At 60.6% G+C, this 19,111-nt stretch carries 17 protein-coding genes and 1 pseudogene; 5 read left to right on the top strand and 13 right to left on the bottom strand.

The genetic code is table 11. From position 1 onward, the window contains the following. Positions 1 to 328: 328 nt before the first annotated feature. Positions 329 to 3,397: an efflux RND transporter permease subunit gene (locus tag D8U60_RS24725; protein ID WP_041478146.1), complete on the bottom strand. Its 3,069-nt coding sequence runs from the start codon at positions 3,395 to 3,397 to the stop codon at positions 329 to 331. A gap of 6 nt (positions 3,398 to 3,403) precedes the next feature. Continuing rightward, the gene (locus tag D8U60_RS24730) at positions 3,404 to 4,504 is read right to left on the bottom strand and encodes an efflux RND transporter periplasmic adaptor subunit (RefSeq protein WP_024011758.1); all 1,101 of its coding nucleotides are present in this window, start codon (positions 4,502 to 4,504) and stop codon (positions 3,404 to 3,406) included. 94 nt (positions 4,505 to 4,598) lie between these two features. On the opposite strand from D8U60_RS24730, the gene D8U60_RS24735 reads away from it, so the two are divergent. Continuing rightward, on the top strand, positions 4,599 to 5,252 hold the full coding sequence (locus tag D8U60_RS24735) for a TetR/AcrR family transcriptional regulator (RefSeq protein ID WP_130901158.1): 654 nt from the start codon (positions 4,599 to 4,601) through the stop codon (positions 5,250 to 5,252). 82 nt (positions 5,253 to 5,334) lie between these two features. Here the strand turns inward: D8U60_RS24735 and D8U60_RS24740 are convergent, their stop codons facing one another. Next, the gene (locus D8U60_RS24740) at positions 5,335 to 6,114 is read right to left on the bottom strand and encodes a class I SAM-dependent methyltransferase (protein WP_177435495.1); all 780 of its coding nucleotides are present in this window, start codon (positions 6,112 to 6,114) and stop codon (positions 5,335 to 5,337) included. A 95-nt stretch (positions 6,115 to 6,209) separates the two neighbouring features. On the opposite strand from D8U60_RS24740, the gene D8U60_RS24745 reads away from it, so the two are divergent. Continuing rightward, on the top strand, positions 6,210 to 6,830 hold the full coding sequence (locus D8U60_RS24745; protein ID WP_130901160.1) for an energy transducer TonB: 621 nt from the start codon (positions 6,210 to 6,212) through the stop codon (positions 6,828 to 6,830). 3 nt (positions 6,831 to 6,833) lie between these two features. Here D8U60_RS24745 and D8U60_RS24750 read toward each other — a convergent pair whose 3' ends face one another. The 7 genes and pseudogenes from D8U60_RS24750 to ppc form a co-directional block, all read right to left on the bottom strand. After that, positions 6,834 to 7,526, bottom strand: coding sequence for an extensin family protein (locus tag D8U60_RS24750; protein WP_130901161.1), 693 nt, complete (start codon positions 7,524 to 7,526; stop codon positions 6,834 to 6,836). A 2-nt stretch (positions 7,527 to 7,528) separates the two neighbouring features. Further along, positions 7,529 to 8,357: pseudogene (locus D8U60_RS24755) on the bottom strand (isocitrate lyase/phosphoenolpyruvate mutase family protein). A 30-nt stretch (positions 8,358 to 8,387) separates the two neighbouring features. Next, positions 8,388 to 9,248, bottom strand: a complete 861-nt coding sequence (locus tag D8U60_RS24760) for a DUF72 domain-containing protein (RefSeq protein ID WP_024011753.1) — start codon at positions 9,246 to 9,248, stop codon at positions 8,388 to 8,390. Continuing rightward, positions 9,248 to 9,556 carry a hypothetical protein gene (locus D8U60_RS24765; RefSeq protein ID WP_042606956.1) on the bottom strand — a complete coding sequence of 103 codons (309 nt, stop codon included), beginning with the start codon at positions 9,554 to 9,556 and terminating at the stop codon, positions 9,248 to 9,250. The genes D8U60_RS24760 and D8U60_RS24765 overlap by 1 nt, the downstream gene beginning before the upstream one ends. A 323-nt stretch (positions 9,557 to 9,879) precedes the next feature. Next, complete coding sequence (gene tsaB, locus D8U60_RS24770) at positions 9,880 to 10,554, bottom strand: tRNA (adenosine(37)-N6)-threonylcarbamoyltransferase complex dimerization subunit type 1 TsaB (protein ID WP_130901162.1); 675 nt, start codon at positions 10,552 to 10,554, stop codon at positions 9,880 to 9,882. 95 nt (positions 10,555 to 10,649) lie between these two features. Then, entirely contained in the window at positions 10,650 to 11,300 is a 651-nt protein-coding gene (gene adk, locus D8U60_RS24775) for an adenylate kinase (RefSeq protein WP_110600161.1), read from the bottom strand. A 300-nt stretch (positions 11,301 to 11,600) separates the two neighbouring features. Continuing rightward, a complete protein-coding gene (gene ppc, locus D8U60_RS24780; RefSeq protein ID WP_130901163.1) occupies positions 11,601 to 14,231 on the bottom strand; it encodes a phosphoenolpyruvate carboxylase in 2,631 nt (876 codons plus the stop codon). Positions 14,232 to 14,444: 213 nt separating this feature from the next. Between ppc and D8U60_RS24785 the strand changes: the two genes are divergently transcribed. From D8U60_RS24785 to D8U60_RS24795, 3 genes are all read left to right on the top strand, one after another. After that, positions 14,445 to 14,789 carry a hypothetical protein gene (locus D8U60_RS24785; protein WP_016771500.1) on the top strand — a complete coding sequence of 115 codons (345 nt, stop codon included), beginning with the start codon at positions 14,445 to 14,447 and terminating at the stop codon, positions 14,787 to 14,789. A gap of 367 nt (positions 14,790 to 15,156) precedes the next feature. After that, entirely contained in the window at positions 15,157 to 15,561 is a 405-nt protein-coding gene (locus tag D8U60_RS24790) for a DUF4398 domain-containing protein (protein ID WP_024011747.1), read from the top strand. Between the two features lie 55 nt (positions 15,562 to 15,616). Beyond that, positions 15,617 to 16,405, top strand: a complete 789-nt coding sequence (locus D8U60_RS24795) for an OmpA family protein (RefSeq protein ID WP_024011746.1) — start codon at positions 15,617 to 15,619, stop codon at positions 16,403 to 16,405. A gap of 233 nt (positions 16,406 to 16,638) precedes the next feature. Here the strand turns inward: D8U60_RS24795 and D8U60_RS24800 are convergent, their stop codons facing one another. The 3 genes from D8U60_RS24800 to D8U60_RS24810 form a co-directional block, all read right to left on the bottom strand. Further along, on the bottom strand, positions 16,639 to 16,968 hold the full coding sequence (locus D8U60_RS24800; protein ID WP_016771502.1) for a hypothetical protein: 330 nt from the start codon (positions 16,966 to 16,968) through the stop codon (positions 16,639 to 16,641). Then, complete coding sequence (locus D8U60_RS24805; RefSeq protein WP_130901164.1) at positions 16,965 to 17,870, bottom strand: alpha/beta hydrolase; 906 nt, start codon at positions 17,868 to 17,870, stop codon at positions 16,965 to 16,967. Before D8U60_RS24805 ends, D8U60_RS24800 begins: the two co-directional genes overlap by 4 nt. Before the next feature lie 164 nt (positions 17,871 to 18,034). After that, the coding region (locus D8U60_RS24810) for a flavohemoglobin expression-modulating QEGLA motif protein (RefSeq protein WP_130901165.1) at positions 18,035 to 19,111 on the bottom strand (1,077 nt) is incomplete at its 5' end.

A 19,111-nucleotide genomic window follows, 5' to 3' on the forward strand; every position in this document is an offset into this window, starting at 1 on the left:
GACGTCGGAAGGCTGAGTGGAGGGATTGATCCGGGCGTGGGAGCGCAGCGACCGTCTGGCGCAGCCAGACACAGCGGAAGGAGGTGCAGCGAAGCAAACCGGAGCCGCTGCGCCCGGATCGATCCCGCAGCGAAGGAACCCGAGCCTGCGAGGGCCGAACGTAGGAGCAAGCGTTTTGGGTTACCTTTTTGCTGGGCCGGCACTCCGGCGTTTGAAAAAGGTGACCCGCTGTTAGGGCGGAACCGTAATCAGCAACACCCACAGCAACGGATATACACCCAAAACCCCACGTCATGGTCGGCCCGAAGGCCGCCACGACACAAAAACCTCAAGCCTCCTTACGCACCCGAAACCAGGCCGCATACAACGCCGGCAAAAACAACAGCGTCAGCGCAGTCGCAACAATCAACCCACCCATGATCGCCACCGCCATCGGCCCGAAAAACACACTGCGCGACAGCGGAATCATCGCCAGCACCGCCGCCAGCGCCGTCAACACAATCGGCCTGAAGCGCCGCACCGTAGCCTCGATAATCGCCTGCCAGGGCTTAAGCCCCGATGCAATATCCTGCTCGATCTGATCGACCAGAATCACCGAATTGCGCATGATCATCCCGGACAACGCGATGGTCCCGAGCATCGCCACAAACCCGAACGGCTGCCGGAACACCATCAGAAACAACGTCACCCCGATCAGGCCCAGTGGCGCGGTGAGAAACACCATCGCCGTGCGCGAGAAACTGCGCAACTGCACCATCAGCAAGGTCAGCACCACGACAATGAACATCGGCACCCCGGCATTCACCGACTTCTGCCCGCGCTCGGAATCCTCCACCGTGCCGCCGACATCCAGCAGATAACCATCGGGCAACTCAGCGCGAATCGGGTCCAGCGTCGGCATGATCTGTTTGACCAGCGTCGCCGGTTGCTCCTTGCCATAAATGTCCGCGCGTACGGTCACGTTCGGCAGCCGATTGCGGTGCCAGATGATGCCTTCCTCGAAGCCGTATTCCAGCGTGGCAATCTGCGACAACGCCACACTGCGGCCGTTATCGGTCGGCACCGCGAGACTCGGCAATAACGACAACTCAGTGCGCTCGTGCACGGTACCGCGCAGCAGAATCTCGATCAATTCGTTGTCTTCGCGGTACTGGCTGACCGTCGAGCCGACCAGCGAACTCTGCAGGAATTTCGCCAGATTCGCCGTGCTCACACCAAGCGCACGGGCGCGATCCTGGTCGATATTCAGGTAGACAACTTTGCTCGGCTCCTCCCAGTCCAAATGCACGTTGACCACATGCGGATTCTCGCGAACCTTTGCTGCCACCTTGCGCGCCAACGCACGGACTTCTTCGATGTGCTCGCCAGTGACGCGGAACTGCACCGGATAGCCAACCGGCGGCCCGTTTTCCAAACGGGTGACCCGCGAACGCAGGGCCGGGAACTGTTCGTTGAGGGTTTCGATCAACCAGCTGCGCAGCGCTTCACGCTCTTCAATGGTTTTTGCCAACACCACAAACTGGGCAAAACTCGCCGCCGGCAGTTGCTGATCCAGCGGCAGATAAAAGCGTGGCGAACCGGTGCCGACATAGGCCACATAATTGTCGATGCCGGCGTGCTCCTTGAGCAGCGCTTCGAGGCGTTTGACTTCACTGGTGGTATTGGCCAGCGAAACACCTTCGGCCAGTTTCAGGTCGACCATCAACTCCAAACGGTTCGAAGCCGGGAAGAACTGCTGCGGGACGAAACGGAACAGCATCACCGAGGCAATGAACAGGCCCACAGTCAGCACGATCACAGTCTTGCGATGGGCCACGCACCACTCCACCAGACGCCGGACGCGCTGATAGAACGGCGTGGCATACGGATCCGGTTGACCATCGCCAGTGCCGTGTTTTGCCGCGTGAATTTTCGCCAGATCCGGCAGGAGTTTTTCCCCCAGATACGGTACGAACATCACCGCCGCGACCCATGAGGCGAGCAAGGCAATGGTCACTACCTGGAAAATCGAACGGGTGTATTCGCCGGTGCCGGACTGTGCAGTGGCAATCGGCAGGAAGCCGGCGGCGGTGATCAGCGTGCCGGTGAGCATCGGGAATGCGGTGCTGGTCCAGGCGTAACTCGCCGCGCGAATGCGATCGAAGCCCTGCTCCATTTTGATCGCCATCATTTCCACGGCAATGATCGCGTCATCCACCAACAAGCCCAGCGCCAGCACCAGCGCACCGAGGGAAATCTTGTGCAGGCCGATGCCGAGGTAATACATGCAAGCGAAGGTCATCGCCAGCACCAGCGGAATGGTCAGCGCGACGACCATGCCGGTGCGCACACCGAGGGAAAAGAAGCTCACCAGCAAGACGATCGCCAGCGCTTCGACCAACACCTGAACGAACTCGCCGACGCCGGTTTTTACCGCTGCCGGCTGATCAGACACCTTGCGCAGTTGCATGCCGGCCGGGAGGTTTTTCTGGATCCGCGAGAACTCGCCCTCCAGCGCTTTGCCCAGGACGAGAATGTCGCCGCCGTCCTTCATCGCTACGGCCAGACCGATCGCATCGTCGCCCATGAAACGCATGCGCGGCGCCGGTGGATCGCTGAAACCGCGACGTACATCGGCAATATCGGAGATACGGAACGTACGATCGGCGACGCGGATCGGAAAGTTCTTTATCTCATCGACTGTCTGAAAATTCCCCGAGACGCGTAGCTGCAAGCGCTCGCTGCCGGTTTCGAAGAACCCCGCCGTGGACACCGCATTCTGTTCCTCCAGCGCCTGCTGCACTGCCGCCAGCGGCAAGCCAAGGGTGGCGAGTTTGACGTTGGACAGCTCGACCCAGATTTTCTCGTCCTGCAACCCAAGCAGTTCGACCTTGCCGACGTCCTTGACCCGTTGCAGCTGAATCTGGATGCGGTCGGCGTAATCCTTGAGCACGGCGTAGTCGAAACCGTCGCCGGTCAACGCATAGATATTGCCGAAGGTAGTGCCGAACTCATCGTTGAAGAACGGCCCCTGAATTCCCGGCGGCAGGGTCTGGCGGATGTCACCGACCTTCTTGCGCAACTGATACCAGAGATCGGGGATCTGCTTGGAGTGCATCGAATCGCGGGCGATAAAGGTCACCTGGGATTCACCGGGGCGGGAGAACGACATGATGCGTTCGTACTCGCCGGTTTCCATCAGTTTCTTTTCGATCCGTTCAGTAACCTGGCGCGAGACTTCCTGCGCGGTCGCACCGGGCCAGCGAGTCTGGATGACCATGGCCTTGAAAGTGAACGGCGGGTCTTCACTCTGGCCGAGTTTGGTGTAGGACAACGCGCCGACAACGGCGAGCAAAAGCATCAGGAACAGTACGATCTGGCGATTACGCAACGCCCATTCGGAGAGGTTGAAGCGCATCGGGGCTTACTCCTTGTTCGCCAGATTGACCACACGATTGGAGCGATCCACTGGTCGCACCTGCTGGCCGTCGAGCAATACGTGAACGCCGGCAGCCACCACCCAGTCGCTGGCATTCAAGCCTTCGAGCACCGCCACGCTTTTCTCGCCGAACGGACCGACCCGTACCGGAGTTTTCTTCAACGTGTTGTTGCCGTTGACCACCCAGACGTAAGTCGCGCCGTTTTCAGCGGTCAGCGCGGAAAGCGGTATGGACAGCGAGACACTGTCAGCCGCTTGCACGAACACCCGGGCGCTCTGCCCCAGTTCAGCCGGGACTTTGCCGCTGGTGAACGAGATACGCGCAGCAAAAGTGCGTGAGCGCGGGTCGGCGGACGGCGACAACTCGCGGATCTGCCCGGCGAAGCGTTGATTCTGCTGTGCCCACAATTCCACGGTAACCGGTTGACCGACCTTGAAGCGGCCGAAGCTTTGCTCCGGGAGGCTGATCAATACTTCGCGCTCACCATCGGTGGCGAGTGTAAACACGGTTTGCCCGGCAGCGACCACCTGACCGACTTCCACCGAACGCTTGGCCACCACACCATCCTGCGGCGCACGCAGCACCGCGTAACTGGCCTGGTTGGTCGAAACGTTGAACTCGGCTTTGATTTGTTTAAGGCGGGCTTCGCCAGAGCGGTATAGATTTTCGGCGTTGTCGTAAGCCGAGCGGCTGACCATCTGCCGATCCATCAGGGTTTTGTAGCGATCGCGCTCGGCGCGGACCAGGTTCAGATTGGCCTCGGCGGCGGCGACCTGCGCGCGGGTGGCTTCCAGTTGCAGGCGCACATCCTGCGGATCGAGTTCGGCCAAGGGCTGATCGGCTTTGACGCGCTGGCCTTCGTCGACCAGTCGTCGGCTGACTTTGCCGCCGATGCGGAATGCCAGATCAGGCTCATAACGGGCACGCACCTCGCCCGGATAACTTTCCATCGCCTGCGCCGAAGGCTCGGGCTGAACCACCATGGCCGGGCGTACGGTGACCTTGGTCACCTCTTCCTGACCGCACGCCGATAACAGGAACGCCAGACTGACTGGCACGGCAAAGGACAACGCATGGCGGAACATGGTGACGGACCTTTCGCGAATGAGGCTTGGAATATTTATACTGGCGGGTATGGTATTAATAGCAAACTCACCAGTCCAGTATTAAAAGCGAAGAATGTCGAACAATCTTTCAGCTCCAAACGGCCCGGGCCGCCCCAAGGATCTGGCCAAACGCCAGGCGATCCTCGATGCGGCGAAAACCCTGTTTCTCTGCCATGGCTACGCCAACACCAGCATGGACGCGGTGGCCAGCGAGGCGGGCGTGTCGAAGTTGACGGTCTACAGCCATTTCAACGACAAGGAGACGCTGTTCTCCGCCGCCGTCGTCGCGAAATGCGAGGAACAATTGCCGCCGCTGTTCTTCGAATTGCCGGACGGCATCGCGGTGGAAAATGTATTGCTGAACATTGCCCGAGGCTTCCACCACCTGATCAACAGCGATGAATCGGTGAACCTGCACCGTCTGATCATGGCGCTGGGCAGTCAGGATCCGAAGCTGTCGTTGATCTTCTTCGAGGCCGGCCCCGAGCGCGTGGTCAACGGCATGGAAGGTCTGCTGGCGAAAATCCATGCGACCGGCGCGCTGAGCATCGACCAGCCACGCAACGCCGCCGAGCATTTCTTCTGCCTGATCAAAGGCGCGGGAAATTTTCGTTTGTTGTACGGCTGCGGCGAGCCGCTGACCGGAGAGGCAGCGGAACGGCATGTGCGGGAGGTGGTGGGGTTGTTTATGAGGGCCTATGGGGGAGCAGCAGCTGCGAGCTTCTAGCTACAAGCTGCAAGAAAAAGCAAAAGCAGTGACCTGGCTCTGGCTCTGGCTCTGGCTTGCAGCTTGCAGCTTGCAGCTGCTTCTAAGGCTTCAGCGCTTTCTTCGGATAAATGTCATACCGGCTCGATTTGCCATCCAGCGCATGGCTCGGTTTCGGCCCTTCGATGCACGGTGCCTTGCGCGGGCGCTTCACCACCACCCGGTGCGTGGCCAGTGCCAGCGCGGCTTCGAGCAGGGCCGGGGCATCCGGGTCATCGCCCACCAGCGGGCGAAACAGGCGCATCTCTTTTTTCACCAGCGCGGTTTTCTCGCGATGCGGGAACATCGGGTCGAGGTAGATCACCTGCGGCGCCTCCCCTTCCCAACTGCGCATCACTTCGATGGAGTTGCCCTTGAGCAATTTCATCCGCGCCACGATCGGCGCTACATCGAAATCTTCCGCCGCCCGGGCCAAGCCATCCTCAAGCAGTGCGCCGATCAGCGGCTGGCGCTCGATCAGGCTCATTTCACAACCGAGACTGGCCAACACAAACGCGTCCTTGCCCAGCCCCGCCGTGGCATCCAGCACCCGCGGGCGCACGCCTTGGGCGATGCCGACAGCCTTGGCAATCATCTGTCCGCTGCCGCCGCCATACAAACGACGATGCGCCGCGCCGCCTTCGACGAAGTCGACCCGCACCGGACCAGGCGCATCCGGGCCGAGTTGCTGCAACTGCAAACCCTGCTCGCCGACCTGCAAGGCGAACTCACCGTCCGCCTCGCCGAGCGGCAGGCCGAGACGTTCGGCCCACTGTTCGGCTTGCGTTTGAAACGCTGGGGTGAGGGCCTGGACATGGATGCGGCAGGCCGCGGGTGACTCGATCATGAAAAAACGCTCAAAAAAGTTAAGGATCGACAAAAACCGCCGATAAACCATTCAACGCGCATTTTGCCAGAGCTGAGCGTCAACCGAAAAAAATGTCAGGCATTCTTCCCACATCGATTGGCTACGTTTCGCCCCATGGCGACTTCAGCCGTCATAACACTCAAGCACTGAGCGGCGTCAGTCACCTGTGGCAGGATTTCTTTGCCCAGGCCCTGGCCGAACAGACGAGTGAAGTGGTGCCTGCCTGTGGCACGTTTCCACCGGTTGACCTGAACAGCCCGGAAGAACCAACCGTTGGCAGCGAGTTGCACGCGCATATCGTCAGCCAGCGCGAGTGCGATGTGGTAGAAACCCAGGTTCGCCCGCCAGAGCCACTGTTCCTGCCGATCGCCGAGTTCGAAATGGAGCTGCTGGACAAACCGTTCCCACCGTTCCCGCCAGAAGAAATCAAAGCCCAGCAAGAGCAACAGGATTTCGACAGCAGTTGGGTACGCCCGATTGTGATCAACAATGGCCAGCCAGTGCCGGAGCCAGGCCCTGCTCCGCAGAAACGTCCGCTGTACCTGCCGATCGCCGAGTTCGACCTGGACTTGCTGCAGAAGCCTTACCCGCCGTTCCCGCCGGAAGACATCGTCGAGCAACAGAAAGCTCTGGACTTCGATAATGGCTGGGCGCGCCCGATCGTTCTGCAGAACCTGCGCCTCGCCGCCTGATTCTCAGCGACACACGCTCCAGCGCCCGACATCGACATGAAAGTGATTGCGATGAGCGGCGTTGTAGTCCGGACTCAACACCACACTGAATGACTCACAGGCGCCGTCACGCAGCTGGCGGAGAAACTCTGCGTCCTGATTCTGCTTGGGCCAATCCTTGAGCACGCTGATCGTGCGTCCGTCAGCCAGGCGGAAACCGGCGATGTCCAGCGCGTCGGCACTCGCATGTCGGCTGAGAGCGCCGTTCTCACGGTTGTAGACATTGCGACAGGCAAAGCTGCCGAGGTGATCGACCCGCGCGATTTTCTGGCCGTAAACCGATTGCGCCGCCGGTTGCAGGGTGTGGTGTTCAAACATTGCGTAGGCCACCGCCAGCGGGCAACTGGCGATGAAACTGCTGCTCAGCGCCACTTCACCGCCCTGCACCCGCAGAGCACCGATCAGCGGACACTTGGCGCCCGGGCTGTCGGCTTGGGGGCTGACGCGCAGATCCGAGCTGCTCAGCGCCTGTGCACACAGTTCAGGATCGCTGCGCAGGCGCATGAGTTTGTAACCGGTCAGCCAGTTGGGCGCGGCTTTTACGTCCAGGGGCGCCCACGGGTTCCACTGCGGCGGCACCTCCAGCCAGCCGCGCCAGACACTTACCGCTGCACCACCCATCGCGAGCAACACCACCCAGAACAGCCAACGTCCCATGCTCAGTCCTTGAAGAATTGATTGGCCTTGGCATAAGGCATCGACTGTGAGGTGAAGCCAAAGGTGCCGGATTGCTGGATTTCTTCAGCAGCGCGGAAGAACTCGCCGAACGCCGCCAGCGCCAGTGCCGAGCCGGTGCTGATGCGGCGTACGCCCAGTTCCTCGAGCTGTTGCACGGTCAATTTCAATCCACCGGACATCAATACGTTGACCGGCTTCGGCGCCACGGCTCGCACCACCGCCAGCACTTCTTCGGCGCTGCGCAAACCCGGCGCATAGAGCACGTCGGCACCCGCTTCGGCAAATGCCTGCAAACGGCGAATGGTGTCGTTGAGATCGGGATTACCGTGCAGGTAATTTTCGGCGCGAGCCGTGAGAATGAAGGGAAACGGCAGGGTGCGCACCGCCGCGACGGCAGCTTCAATCCGCGCCACGGCGTGTTCGAAGCAATAGATCGGCGCGCCCGGGCGCGTCCTCGATCGACCCGCCCACCGCGCCCGCCTCGGCGGCGCGCAGAAGGCTCTGCGCAGCCTCGACCGGATCATCGGCAAAGCCGTTTTCCAGATCCACCGCCACCGGCAGATCCGTCGCCGCGACAATCGCGCGGACATTGGCCAAGGTCTCGTCGAGACTCAGTGCGCCATCAGCCTTGCCCTGGGAAAACGCGTAACCGGCGCTGGTGGTGGCCAAGGCCTGATAGCCAAGACTGGCGAGCATCTTCGCCGAGCCGGCATCCCACGGATTGGGGATGACGAAGATCCCCTGGCGATCATGCAGGGCCTTGAAGGCTTGGGCTTTGAGGAGTTGCTGCTGACTGACTTGGACGTTCATCGACGGGCCCCCGGACAGAAAAAACCCGCCTCAGAGCAAGCCAAGCTGCTCGGCGGCGGGTTCTCTGTATAGCTCAGGCAGCGCGGGCAAGCCAGGCAAACGTTGCATCAGTTGTGCGTGAAAACGTTGCGCCAGTTTCGCTGCCAACAGGTTGTCGGCGGTATGCAGAAAGACGTAGGGCGTGCGGCCCTCTTCGATCCATTCAGCGACTTTCGCCACCCACGGCACAAGAAACGCATCGTTTGCCTCAAGCTCGGGGTGGCCGATGAAACGCACCTGCGGAAACTGCGTGAACGCCGCCGGACGGGTCGGTACACGCGGTTTTTTCGACTGCGCGTGGATCACCGAGGACTCGGTCGACAAGCAGCTGAACAGCGCGCGCGGGTCGAGACAGATGCGCTCGACACCGCGATCCAGCAACAGACGATTGAGCAGACGCTCGCTCTCGCCCTTGGCGAAGAACTGTTCATTGCGCACCTCGACCGCAAGCGGGCAATCCAGCGCATCGATAAACGCCGCGAGCTCCGGCAGACGCTGCGGCGTGAAGCTTTTCGACAGTTGCAGCCACAGCGGCGAAACACGTTCGCCTAACGGCTTGAGTAATTGCAGGAAGGTTTCGGCAGCGGTCAGCTGTTCGCGCAGGTCGCCGCTGTGGCTGATGTCGCCGGGGAATTTGGCAGTGAAGCGAAAGTGTGCCGGCATGATCTCGGCCCAGCGCTGGACGGTAGCCGGCGATGGACTGGCGTAGAAGGTGGTGTTGCCTTCGACGGCGTTGAACACCTGGCAGTAGAGAGCGAGAAAGTCGGAGGTTTTTGCGTCTACCGGATACAGATACTCGCGCCAGGCATTTTCGCTCCAGGACGGGCAACCGAGGTAGTAAGGCAGATCCATCAGATATACAGATCGAGGCCCAGCACGTCTGCGTCCCAATCGACAAAACCGGCGGTGCTCAGGTAGCTGGCCAGAGCCATGGCTACGCTCTTCTTCATCGCGCGGTGGTAGATCATGTCTTGTTGACGGGCAGGCAGGTTGCTCAGGCGTTGCGCGGTGGCTTGCGCGGCACGAGCGGCCATCTGCTCTTCGCTCGGGAATTCCAGCTCGCCGTCGATGATGTCGACGGATTCATCCAGCGCCGCATTGCCTTTACGCGGCTTGCGCTTGATGGGGTAGGACTGAGTGGAAACGCCGTCTATACGCATAATGTCATGCTCGGTATCAATGATGGCAATTTAGCGGCACTTGACCGACTTAGCAAACCGCCGAGTGATAACTAGAACACATAAAGCGCAAAAGGTTTAAAACCGGAGCTGGAAACTGACGATTGGCAGGATTTTCAGAATGGCCCATGCGCCCGTGGCGAGGGGATTTATCCCCGTTGGAGTGCGCAGCACTCCCCTGCATTTTTTCAGTGCCGCCGCATTTTCAGGACTTGCGACTGCTGCGCAGCCGAACAGGGCGGTGCGACGTTTCGCTAAATCCCCTCGCCACCAAATTCACTTCCAGAGGGAATTGCCCGGATGTATCAGCGGGCTTTCGGGGTGGCAACTTTATCGCGCAGGTAGACCGGCTGGGCGTCATCTGCCGGGATCGCCTCACCGCGCTCCCAGGCGAAACGCGCCAGCGTCAGCAGGTCCTCGGCGTGGGGCAGCATGCCAGCGTCAGAGCCGCTCAGATTGACCGCGATGCGCTCACCATAACCCCAACCGGTACCGGCACCGAACCAGTCACCTGTGGCATCGGCCGGTAGCGCAGCCACTTCCGGCGGCAGCACCGCTTCGGCACCAACCAGACGCATCTCCCCCGCCGTCTCGCGGTAGCAGCCCCAATACACCTCATCCATCCGCGCATCGATGGCGGCTGCCACTTGGCTTACGCCATGTTCACGAAAGGCACGCTGGGCGAGCACGGCAAGGTTGGATACCGGCAATACCGGACGATCCAGAGCAAAGGCCAAACCCTGCACCACACCGATGGCAATGCGCACACCCGTGAACGCGCCCGGGCCACGGCCGAAGGCAATCGCTTCGACCACTTGCAACGTGGTGCCGGCATCGGCAAGCAATTGCTGGATCATCGGCAGCAGCTTCTGCGCATGCAGACGCGGGATCACCTCGTAATGGCTCGTGACCTTGCCGTCATGCAGCAAGGCAACGGAGCAAGCTTCAGTCGCGGTGTCCAGGGCCAGCAAGGTGCTCATCGATGTTTCCAAAACAGGGGTGGGGAAAAAAGTGCGTCAGTATAAACAACTACGGCCCGCAAGCGGGCCGTGGATGATGCAGCCGATCAGACATTTCAGCTCAGCGCGGCCAGCACCTTGGTGGTGATTGCATCAACCGAACCCACGCCTTCGATGTGGCTGTACTTTGGCTTGCCGCCGTTGTTGGCGGAAAGGTTCTGGTAGAACTCCACCAGCGGCTTGGTCTGCGAGTGGTAGACCGACAGGCGATGACGCACGGTTTCTTCAGTGTCGTCCTTGCGCTGCACCAGCTCTTCGCCGGTGATGTCGTCCTTGCCAGCCAGTTTCGGCGGGTTGTAGACGATGTGGTAAACGCGGCCGCTGGCTTCGTGAACACGGCGACCGGCGATGCGCTGGACGATTTCTTCGTCTTCTACAGCGATCTCGACCACGGCATCCAGCTCGACGCCGGCAGTGACCAGCGCTTCAGCCTGCGGAATGGTGCGCGGGAAGCCGTCGAACAGGAAACCGTTGGCGCAATCAGGTTGAGCGATGCGGTCCTTGACCAGCGCGATGATCAGGTCATCCGACACCAGGCCGCCGGCATCCATGATGCTCTTGGCTTGCACGCCCAGTGGAGTGCCAGCCTTGACCGCAGCACGCAGCATGTCGCCGGTGGAGATTTGCGGAATGCCGAATTTCTCGGTGATGAACTTTGCCTGAGTACCTTTACCGGCCCCGGGAGCTCCCAGCAGAATGACGCGCATCGATGTGCTCCTCAATTTTTTATATAAAAGCTTTACAAAACAAAGGATTCGCTCGTAACCGGCGGATCCTGAAAATACGGGTCGTGGCCGCACAAACGGCCAAAGGCTGATCAAGATACACAGCAGGCTGCGCCCACACAAGACGCCAAAAGTCGGAGAAACCGACGCCCGCCGTGACCTTGCGACGCGGTAACCCAAGTCGCAACCCCATCAATAACTGTCGCTTCGCGGCACTTTCCTACGGCAGGAGAAGCGGCATCCGACCCTCATCGCGAATGCCGCCAGAGGTGCTCAGCAACCTTAGCCGGTATTGCGCAATCCGGCGGCAATCCCCGCTACAGACACCAGCAGCGCCTGTTCTACCGGGCTGCCCTGCTCGACATCCTGTCGCCGCGAACGCGCCAGCAGTTCGGCCTGCAATAGATGCAGCGGGTCGAGGTAGGTGTTGCGCAAGCGGATGAATTCGAGGGTGTCCGGGCTGTGCGCCAGCAGCTGCGACTGCCCGGTCAGACCGAGCACAACGGTGCATGCCTGCGACAATAGGTCGCGTAACTGCGCGCCCAATGGCAGCAGATCAGCCTCGACCAAACGTTCGTCGTAGGACTGCGCAATATCCGCATCGGCCTTGGCCAGGACCATTTCCAGCATGTCGATACGGGTGCGGAAGAACGGCCACTGTTCGCGCATCTGCCCGAGCAACTCGCCCTCGCCGCGCTCCAGCGCCTTGCTCAGCGCCGTCTCCCAGCCCAGCCAGGCCGGCAGCATCAATCGGGTTTGAGTCCAGCCGAAAATCCACGGAATTGCCCGCAGGCTTTCGATACCGCCGGCACGGCGTTTGGCCGGGCGACTGCCGAGCGGCAACCGTCCGAGCTCCTGCTCCGGGGTCGATTGACGGAAGTACTCAACGAATTGCGGATTTTCCCGCACCACCTGGCGGTAAGCGCTGACACCGTCCGCCGCCAATTCGTCCATCAGATGGCGCCATTCCGGAGTCGGCGGCGGCGGTGGCAACAAGGTCGCCTCGAGCACGGCGGCCAGATACAGATTGAGGTTTTGCTCGGCGATGTCCGGCAGGCCGAATTTGAAACGAATCATTTCGCCCTGTTCGGTAGTACGGAAACGCCCGGCCACCGAACCCGGTGGTTGCGACAGAATCGCCGCGTGCGCCGGACCGCCACCACGGCCAACGGTGCCGCCGCGACCGTGGAACAGCAGCAGCTCGACTTGCTGTTCGCGGCAGATTTCCACCAGGCGCTCCTGCGCGCGATATTGCGCCCACGCCGCAGCGGTGGTGCCGGCGTCCTTGGCCGAGTCGGAATAGCCGATCATCACTTCCTGCGGGCCATGCAAACGCGCGCGATAGCCCGGCAATAGCAGCAGACGTTCCATCACCGGTCCGGCGTTGTCGAGGTCGGCGAGGGTTTCGAACAGCGGCACCACGCGCATCGGCCGCAGTACGCCGGATTCCTTGAGCAGCAGTTGCACCGCGAGCACGTCGGAAGCGGCGCCGGCCATGGAGATCACGTAGGAACCCAGCGACGCAGCGGGCGCGGCGGCGATTTCCTTGCAGGTGTTGAGCACCTCGGCGGTTTCCGCCGATGGTTTGAAATGCGCGGGCAGCAACGGACGACGGTTGCTCAGCTCCTCGGTGAGGAAGTTGATGCGCTGTTCTTCATCCCAATCTTCGTAGCGGCCGAGGCCGAGGTAATCGGTGATTTCGGTCATTGCCGAGCTGTGCCGCGTCGAATCCTGACGCACATCGAGGCGCACCAGAAACAGGCCGAACGTCACCGCCCGACGCAGGCAGTCGAGCAACGGCCCGTCGGCGATAACGCCCATGCCGCACTCGTGCAGCGAGTTGAAACACAACTGCAACGGCTCGAGCAGGTCGCGATTATCGTGCAGCACATCGGCGGTGGCCGGGGTCGGCGCGGTCAACGCGGCATGCGCCCAGTTGCGTGTGGCGCGCAGGCGTTCGCGCAGTTGCTTGAGCACCGCGCGATACGGTTCGGCACTGTCGCCGGCCTTGGCCTTCAGCGCGTCGCTGGCCTGCTGCATCGACAGTTCGGCAGCAAGGTGATCGACATCGCGCAGATACAAGTCAGCGGCCATCCAGCGCGCCAGCAGCAAGACTTCGCGAGTGACGGCGGCGGTGACATTGGGGTTGCCGTCACGGTCGCCACCCATCCATGAGGCGAAGCGGATCGGCGCGGCTTCCAGCGGCAAGCGCAGACCCGTGGCGGCGAACAGCGCCTGATCGGCCTTGCGCATATGGTTGGGGATCGCCTGCCACAACGAATGCTCTATCACCGCAAAGCCCCATTTGGCTTCATCGACCGGCGTCGGGCGGGTGCGGCGGATTTCTTCGGTGTGCCAGGCTTCGGCGATCAGCCGTTGCAGTTTGCTCTGGATCTGCTCGCGCTCGGCGCTGGTCAGGTCGCGATGGTCCTGCGCGGCCAGCTGCGCGGCGATCGCGTCGTACTTCTGGATCAACGTGCGTCGCGCCACTTCGGTCGGGTGCGCGGTCAGCACCAGTTCGATTTCCAGCCGCGCCAGCTGCCGGGCCAGAGATTCGGCGCTGTGCCCTTCACTGCGCAGGCGCGCGAGCAGTTCCGGCAATACCCGCGATTCGAACGGCGCCGGTTGCGACTCCTCGCGGCGATGGATCAGCTGATATTGCTCGGCGATGTTGGCCAGGTTGAGAAACTGGTTGAAGGCCCGCGCGACCGGAAGCAATTCGTCTTCACTCAATTGATTGAGGCTGGCGCTCAGTTCAGCGTCCATCGAGCCGCGCCGGTCGGCCTTGGCGCCCTTGCGAATCTGCTCGATCTTGTCGAGGAACGCCTCGCCGTACTGGTCTCGAATGGTGTTGCCCAACAGCTCTCCGAGCAGGTGAACATCTTCGCGCAAGCGTGCATCAATATCGGTCATCAGCAGTTCTCCAGCGGTAATCGGGGACAGCGCAGAAACGAATGCTTTGCCAGAGAGTGCCGCTCTGCGCCGCTTCTTACAAGCAGGCGACGAATTGACTTTAAACCTTGCCGGCGAAAGCTAGTCTCAACAGTAAGCCGTACGACGGCCCGCCGCCGGCGCTGCCGGACACTCACCCAGGCCTGCCATCAGCAGGCGCTAAATGAGGTCATCATGAAAATTCGTGAACTCGCCCAGCATTGGGAAGAAAACGCCAAAGGTCGCCTGACCGACACCGGCTACACGATTCATCTGGACGTCGAGGCCGCCGCGCGCCTGGCGGCAATTGCCGAGATGTATCCCAAACGTCATCCCGAGGAACTGCTCGGCGAACTGATCGGCGCCGCGCTCGAGGAGTTCGAAGCAAGCCTGCCGTATGTGAAGGGTTCGACGGTGGTGGCGACGGACGAGGAAGGTGATCCGTTGTATGAGGATGTCGGCCCGACGCCGCGTTTTCTGGCGTTGTCGCGGCGGCATTTGCATGATTTGTCCTCGGCTGAGAACAAGCAGAAGCACTGATTCCTGACACCGAGAAACCTGTGGGAGCGGGCTTGCCCGCGATGGCGTCAGTTCAGTCAAAGATGTGCTGAGCATGATGGCCTCATCGCTGGCAAGCCAGCTCCCACAGGTTCCTGATCATGCCTGATATTCACCTTAAAACTAACCCGCGCGTACCGCTCCAAACCGCCAAAGTTCCCGTCCCAGAGCCTTGTCCAAACGGTCAATTTAATTTTTGGCGATAGGCCATCTTTTCTGAACTTTTCAAAAATGCCGCCGGTCGGAACAGGTAACCACGCCTGGAACGAGCGTTTCAATTCGCGTCTACAAGCGATGCTTTCGCCTCCTCTGCCAGGATGGATTCAGTTGTATTTTCAGGAGATGCCTAATGGAGTTGAAGACCATGAAAACCCAAACCTCGTTTTCCCACCTGCGCGGTCTGAAACTGGCCGCTCTGGCCATCGGCACCAGCTTCGTACTGGCCGGTTGCGCCGGTAACCCACCGACCGAGCAGTACGCCGTGACCCAATCGGCTGTGAACAGCGCCGTCAGCGCTGGCGGTACCGAATTCGCTGCGGTGGAAATGAAGCAGGCTCAGGACAAACTGAAACAAGCTGAAATCGCCATGCACGACAAGAAGTATGACGAGGCCCGTCGCCTGTCCGAACAGGCTGAATGGGACGCTCGCGTCGCTGAACGCAAGGCTCAGGCCGCCAAGGCCGAACAGGCTGTGAAGGATTCCCAGAAAGGTGTTCAGGAACTGCGTCAGGAAAGCCAGCGCACTGTGCAGTAAGCGCGCATCCCGACCGCAAAGCTGAAACTCTTACCGATAGAAAGGACGACAAATTATGCGTAAGCAACTGATGATTCCCGCTCTTCTGGCCGCAAGCGTTGCACTGGCTGCCTGCTCCACCCCGCCTAACCCGAACCTGGAACAGGCGCGCACCAACTACGCCGGCCTGCAGGCCAACCCACAGGCGAGCAAAGTCGCGGCACTGGAAACCAAAGACGCCAGCGATTACCTGGACAAGGCCGACAAGGCTTATCTGGACAAGGAAGACGCCGCCAAGGTTGACCAACTGGCTTACCTGACCAACCAGCGCGTCGAAGTGGCCAAGCAGACAATCGCTCTGCGCACCGCTGAAAACAACCTGAAAAACGCCGCAGCCCAACGTGCCCAGGCCCGTCTGGATGCCCGTGACCAGCAGATCAAACAGCTGCAGGACAGCCTCAACGCCAAGCAGACTGATCGCGGTACGCTGGTCACTTTCGGTGACGTGCTGTTCGCCACCAACAAGGCTGATCTGAAATCCAGCGGCCTGGTGAACATCAACAAACTGGCGCAATTCCTCCAGGAAAACCCGGATCGCAAAGTGATCGTCGAGGGTTACACCGACAGCACCGGCACCGCGAGCTACAACCAGTCGCTGTCCGAGCGCCGCGCAACTTCCGTGCAGATGGCCCTGATCAAGATGGGCGTCGATCCTTCGCGCATCGTCGCTCAGGGTTATGGCAAGGAGTACCCGGTAGCGGATAACGGCAGCGTCTCGGGCCGTGCGATGAACCGTCGTGTGGAAGTGACCATTTCCAACGACAACCAGCCAGTAGCACCGCGTTCTTCGGTGAGCTCGAACTAAGCTTCACCCGGTAACGCAAAAGCCCCGCCTGAGCGATCAGGCGGGGCTTTTTTTGTGGGATCAGACATCGTAGCCCTCACCCCAGCCCTCTCCCAAGGGAGAGGGAGCCGATTTGTGTCGCTGTCAAAACTTGTGTTCGGCGCAATGGATCAGGTCGACGTAGCTTAAACAAACACCTCGGTCAGTCCCCTCTCCCTCTGGGAGAGGGTTAGGGTGAGGGCTGACCTGCAGAATCACTTCTCGAGTTTCTGCGGAGTCTCTTCGCCCATACACCGCACAGCTTTTTTCTGCGCGTTGATCAACACCCCGGTCAACCCTTTCTGCTCGGTATCAAACAACACCAGCACGCCATCAATGCACTGCGCCACTTGCGGCGCAGGCGTCAGCGAGACTTTGTAGTCCTCGCCCGGCACGGTCTTGAGCATGGTGAATTCGCTGAGCAGCAACGCATCCTCCGGCTTGGCAAAATGCAGGTAGCCGTAGTACCACAGCGCCCCGACGGTGCCGAGGATGCTGCAAATACCCGTGATGATCAGTGGGATGGCGTTACGTTCTTCACTCATTGCGGACTCTCATCTTCAGAATTCGGGGCTTTCGGATAATTGGGGATTTCGCCGAGGCGGCGCAGGCCGTCGAAGTGTTCGGGGTCGTCGAGATAGCGCAGCATGACCTGACGCCACACCGGGTCGCCGAAGGTTTGCACATGACCGCCACGGGTCAGTTGCAACACACGCGGCGGCGGCGCTGCCTGATACAGGCGAATGCCATTGGCCATCGGCACCAGCGGATCGTCGATGCTGTGGAAGATCAGCTTCGGCACGCCGGTCAGCTGCGCCATCGAGTTGATTGCGCTGTCGCCGTCCGGCACCAGCCACGACAGCGGCACTTGCAATGGCCAGGTCAGCCACGAAGTGCTGAGGGCGAATTGGCCGACACTGCGATAACTGGCCGGCACGCCATCCAGCACCAGGGCCTTGAGTTGTTTTTGCCGCTCCGGGTGCTGCGCCAGCCAATGCACCGACATCGCGCCGCCCAGACTCTGCCCGAGCAGCACCAGCGGTTTGCCTTTGACCTCGGGCGCGTTGTCGAGCCAGGCGAACGCGGCGTCGATGTCCTGATAGATAGCCGGCAGGCTCGGCTTGCCCTCGGACAAACCGTAGCCGCGATAGTCGACCAGCAGCACCTGATAGCCGTTCTTCGGCAACCACCAGCTGCCGCCCAGATGCATCGGCAGATTGCCGCCGTTGCCGTGCAGATGCAGGACCGTGCCTTTGACCTCGACGCCAGGTTTGGCCGGCAGCCACCAGGCGTTGAGCTTCAAGCCATCAGCGGTGATCAGGGTGACGGTGCGGTATTCGAGTTTGGCTTTGTCCGGGGTGAAGATCTGGCCCGGTTCCGGGTAGAACAGCAGCGAACTGCAACCACCGAGGGTCAAGAGCAGGCAAAGGATGCCGAGGATTCTCATCCGGTGAAACCTCGCAAGAAATGGGCGAACAATCGATTCAGAGAAAAACAAATAACCCTGTGGGAGCTGGCTTGCCAGCGATGGCGGTGGGTCAGCTAACATCAATATTGACTGACAGAATGCAATCGCTGGCAAGCCAGCTCCCACAGGGGATTGTGTTTGGGTTAGAGGATATTGGAGTAATCCGCCTCAATCCGGTCCAGGCTCAAATGGTTGAGGAAGTTGGAGAAACACATCCACGCCGACAACGCATTCAAGTCACGGAACTGATCCGGTAGATATTTCGGCGGCACCACCAGTCCTTCATCCACCAGTTGGCGCAGGGTCCGCATGTCTTCCAGTGTGGTCTTGCCACAGAACAACAACGGAATCTGCTCAAGCTTGCCTTTGCGCACGGCCAACTGAATGTAGTTGTAAACCATGATGAAGCCCTTGAGGTAGGACAAGTCTTTGGTGAATGGCAGACCGGTCGGCGTCGAGCCACGGAACACCCGGCTGGCATTGCCGTAGCTTTCGGCCATCTCGAAACCCTGCTCGCGGAAGAATTCGTAGATCTGCAAAAAGTCCGCGCCCTCCTCGACCATATGAATCGCACGGGTGCGGTTGGTCAGTTTGCGCAGGCGACTCGGGTAAGAGGCGAAGGTAATGATTTCCATCAGGATCGCCAGGCCTTCCTGGGTCACCGTCGACGAAGGCGGGCCTTTCGACAGGAACGTGCAGATCGGCTGATTCAAGCCATTGAGTGTGGTGCCGACGTGCACCAGGCCTTCGTGGACTTCCAGTGCGCGCACGTCGCGGTCGTTGAACAGCGCGTCGGTGCGAATCTTGATGTAGTCGGCGCCCGCCGCAGCGTCGGCGACGATGCCGTCGGACTCGAACACGCGAATGGTTTCTTCGGCCTCACCGAATACCTTGTTCAGTCGGGTTTGCAGCAGGTGCACCGCGTCTTTGGCGGTGAGGATTTTCGGCTCGTCCTTCAGATCGCCGCGCCCGTCGATGTTGTTCAGGTAGTCGGACATCATCAGGCCGAGGTCGGCGAGGGTCGGGTCACCGGCGTGAAAAGCATCGGACGCCGCGCCGTACAGCTCTTGCGAGATCAGGCCGAAGTCCTCGGTGCCGCGCGCTTCGAGCATGCGCACCACCATGCGGTATTCCTTGCACATGCGCCGCATGATCTGCCCGACCGGGTTGAACTGGCCGAGCTGGCGGGTGATGTCGCGCTCGATGTTCTGGAATTCCAG

The sequence above is a fragment of the Pseudomonas sp. Sample_11 genome (assembly GCF_004307505.1).
Classification (GTDB): Bacteria; Pseudomonadota; Gammaproteobacteria; order Pseudomonadales; family Pseudomonadaceae; genus Aquipseudomonas; species Aquipseudomonas atacamensis.

Excerpts from the sequence above, each read along its gene's own strand:
- D8U60_RS24765 (WP_042606956.1), bottom strand. The coding sequence starts at position 9,556 with ATGCGTATAGACGGCGTTTCCACTCAGTCCTACCCCATCAAGCGCAAG.
- D8U60_RS24750 (WP_130901161.1), bottom strand. The coding sequence starts at position 7,526 with ATGGGACGTTGGCTGTTCTGGGTGGTGTTGCTCGCGATGGGTGGTGCA.
- tsaB (WP_130901162.1), bottom strand. The coding sequence starts at position 10,554 with ATGAGCACCTTGCTGGCCCTGGACACCGCGACTGAAGCTTGCTCCGTT.
- D8U60_RS24735 (WP_130901158.1), top strand. The coding sequence starts at position 4,599 with ATGTCGAACAATCTTTCAGCTCCAAACGGCCCGGGCCGCCCCAAGGAT.
- D8U60_RS24795 (WP_024011746.1), top strand. The coding sequence starts at position 15,617 with ATGCGTAAGCAACTGATGATTCCCGCTCTTCTGGCCGCAAGCGTTGCA.
- D8U60_RS24745 (WP_130901160.1), top strand. The coding sequence starts at position 6,210 with ATGTCAGGCATTCTTCCCACATCGATTGGCTACGTTTCGCCCCATGGC.
- ppc (WP_130901163.1), bottom strand. The coding sequence starts at position 14,231 with ATGACCGATATTGATGCACGCTTGCGCGAAGATGTTCACCTGCTCGGA.
- D8U60_RS24725 (WP_041478146.1), bottom strand. The coding sequence starts at position 3,397 with ATGCGCTTCAACCTCTCCGAATGGGCGTTGCGTAATCGCCAGATCGTA.
- D8U60_RS24805 (WP_130901164.1), bottom strand. The coding sequence starts at position 17,870 with ATGAGAATCCTCGGCATCCTTTGCCTGCTCTTGACCCTCGGTGGTTGC.
- D8U60_RS24800 (WP_016771502.1), bottom strand. The coding sequence starts at position 16,968 with ATGAGTGAAGAACGTAACGCCATCCCACTGATCATCACGGGTATTTGC.
- D8U60_RS24785 (WP_016771500.1), top strand. The coding sequence starts at position 14,445 with ATGAAAATTCGTGAACTCGCCCAGCATTGGGAAGAAAACGCCAAAGGT.
- D8U60_RS24730 (WP_024011758.1), bottom strand. The coding sequence starts at position 4,504 with ATGTTCCGCCATGCGTTGTCCTTTGCCGTGCCAGTCAGTCTGGCGTTC.
- D8U60_RS24790 (WP_024011747.1), top strand. The coding sequence starts at position 15,157 with ATGGAGTTGAAGACCATGAAAACCCAAACCTCGTTTTCCCACCTGCGC.
- adk (WP_110600161.1), bottom strand. The coding sequence starts at position 11,300 with ATGCGCGTCATTCTGCTGGGAGCTCCCGGGGCCGGTAAAGGTACTCAG.
- D8U60_RS24760 (WP_024011753.1), bottom strand. The coding sequence starts at position 9,248 with ATGGATCTGCCTTACTACCTCGGTTGCCCGTCCTGGAGCGAAAATGCC.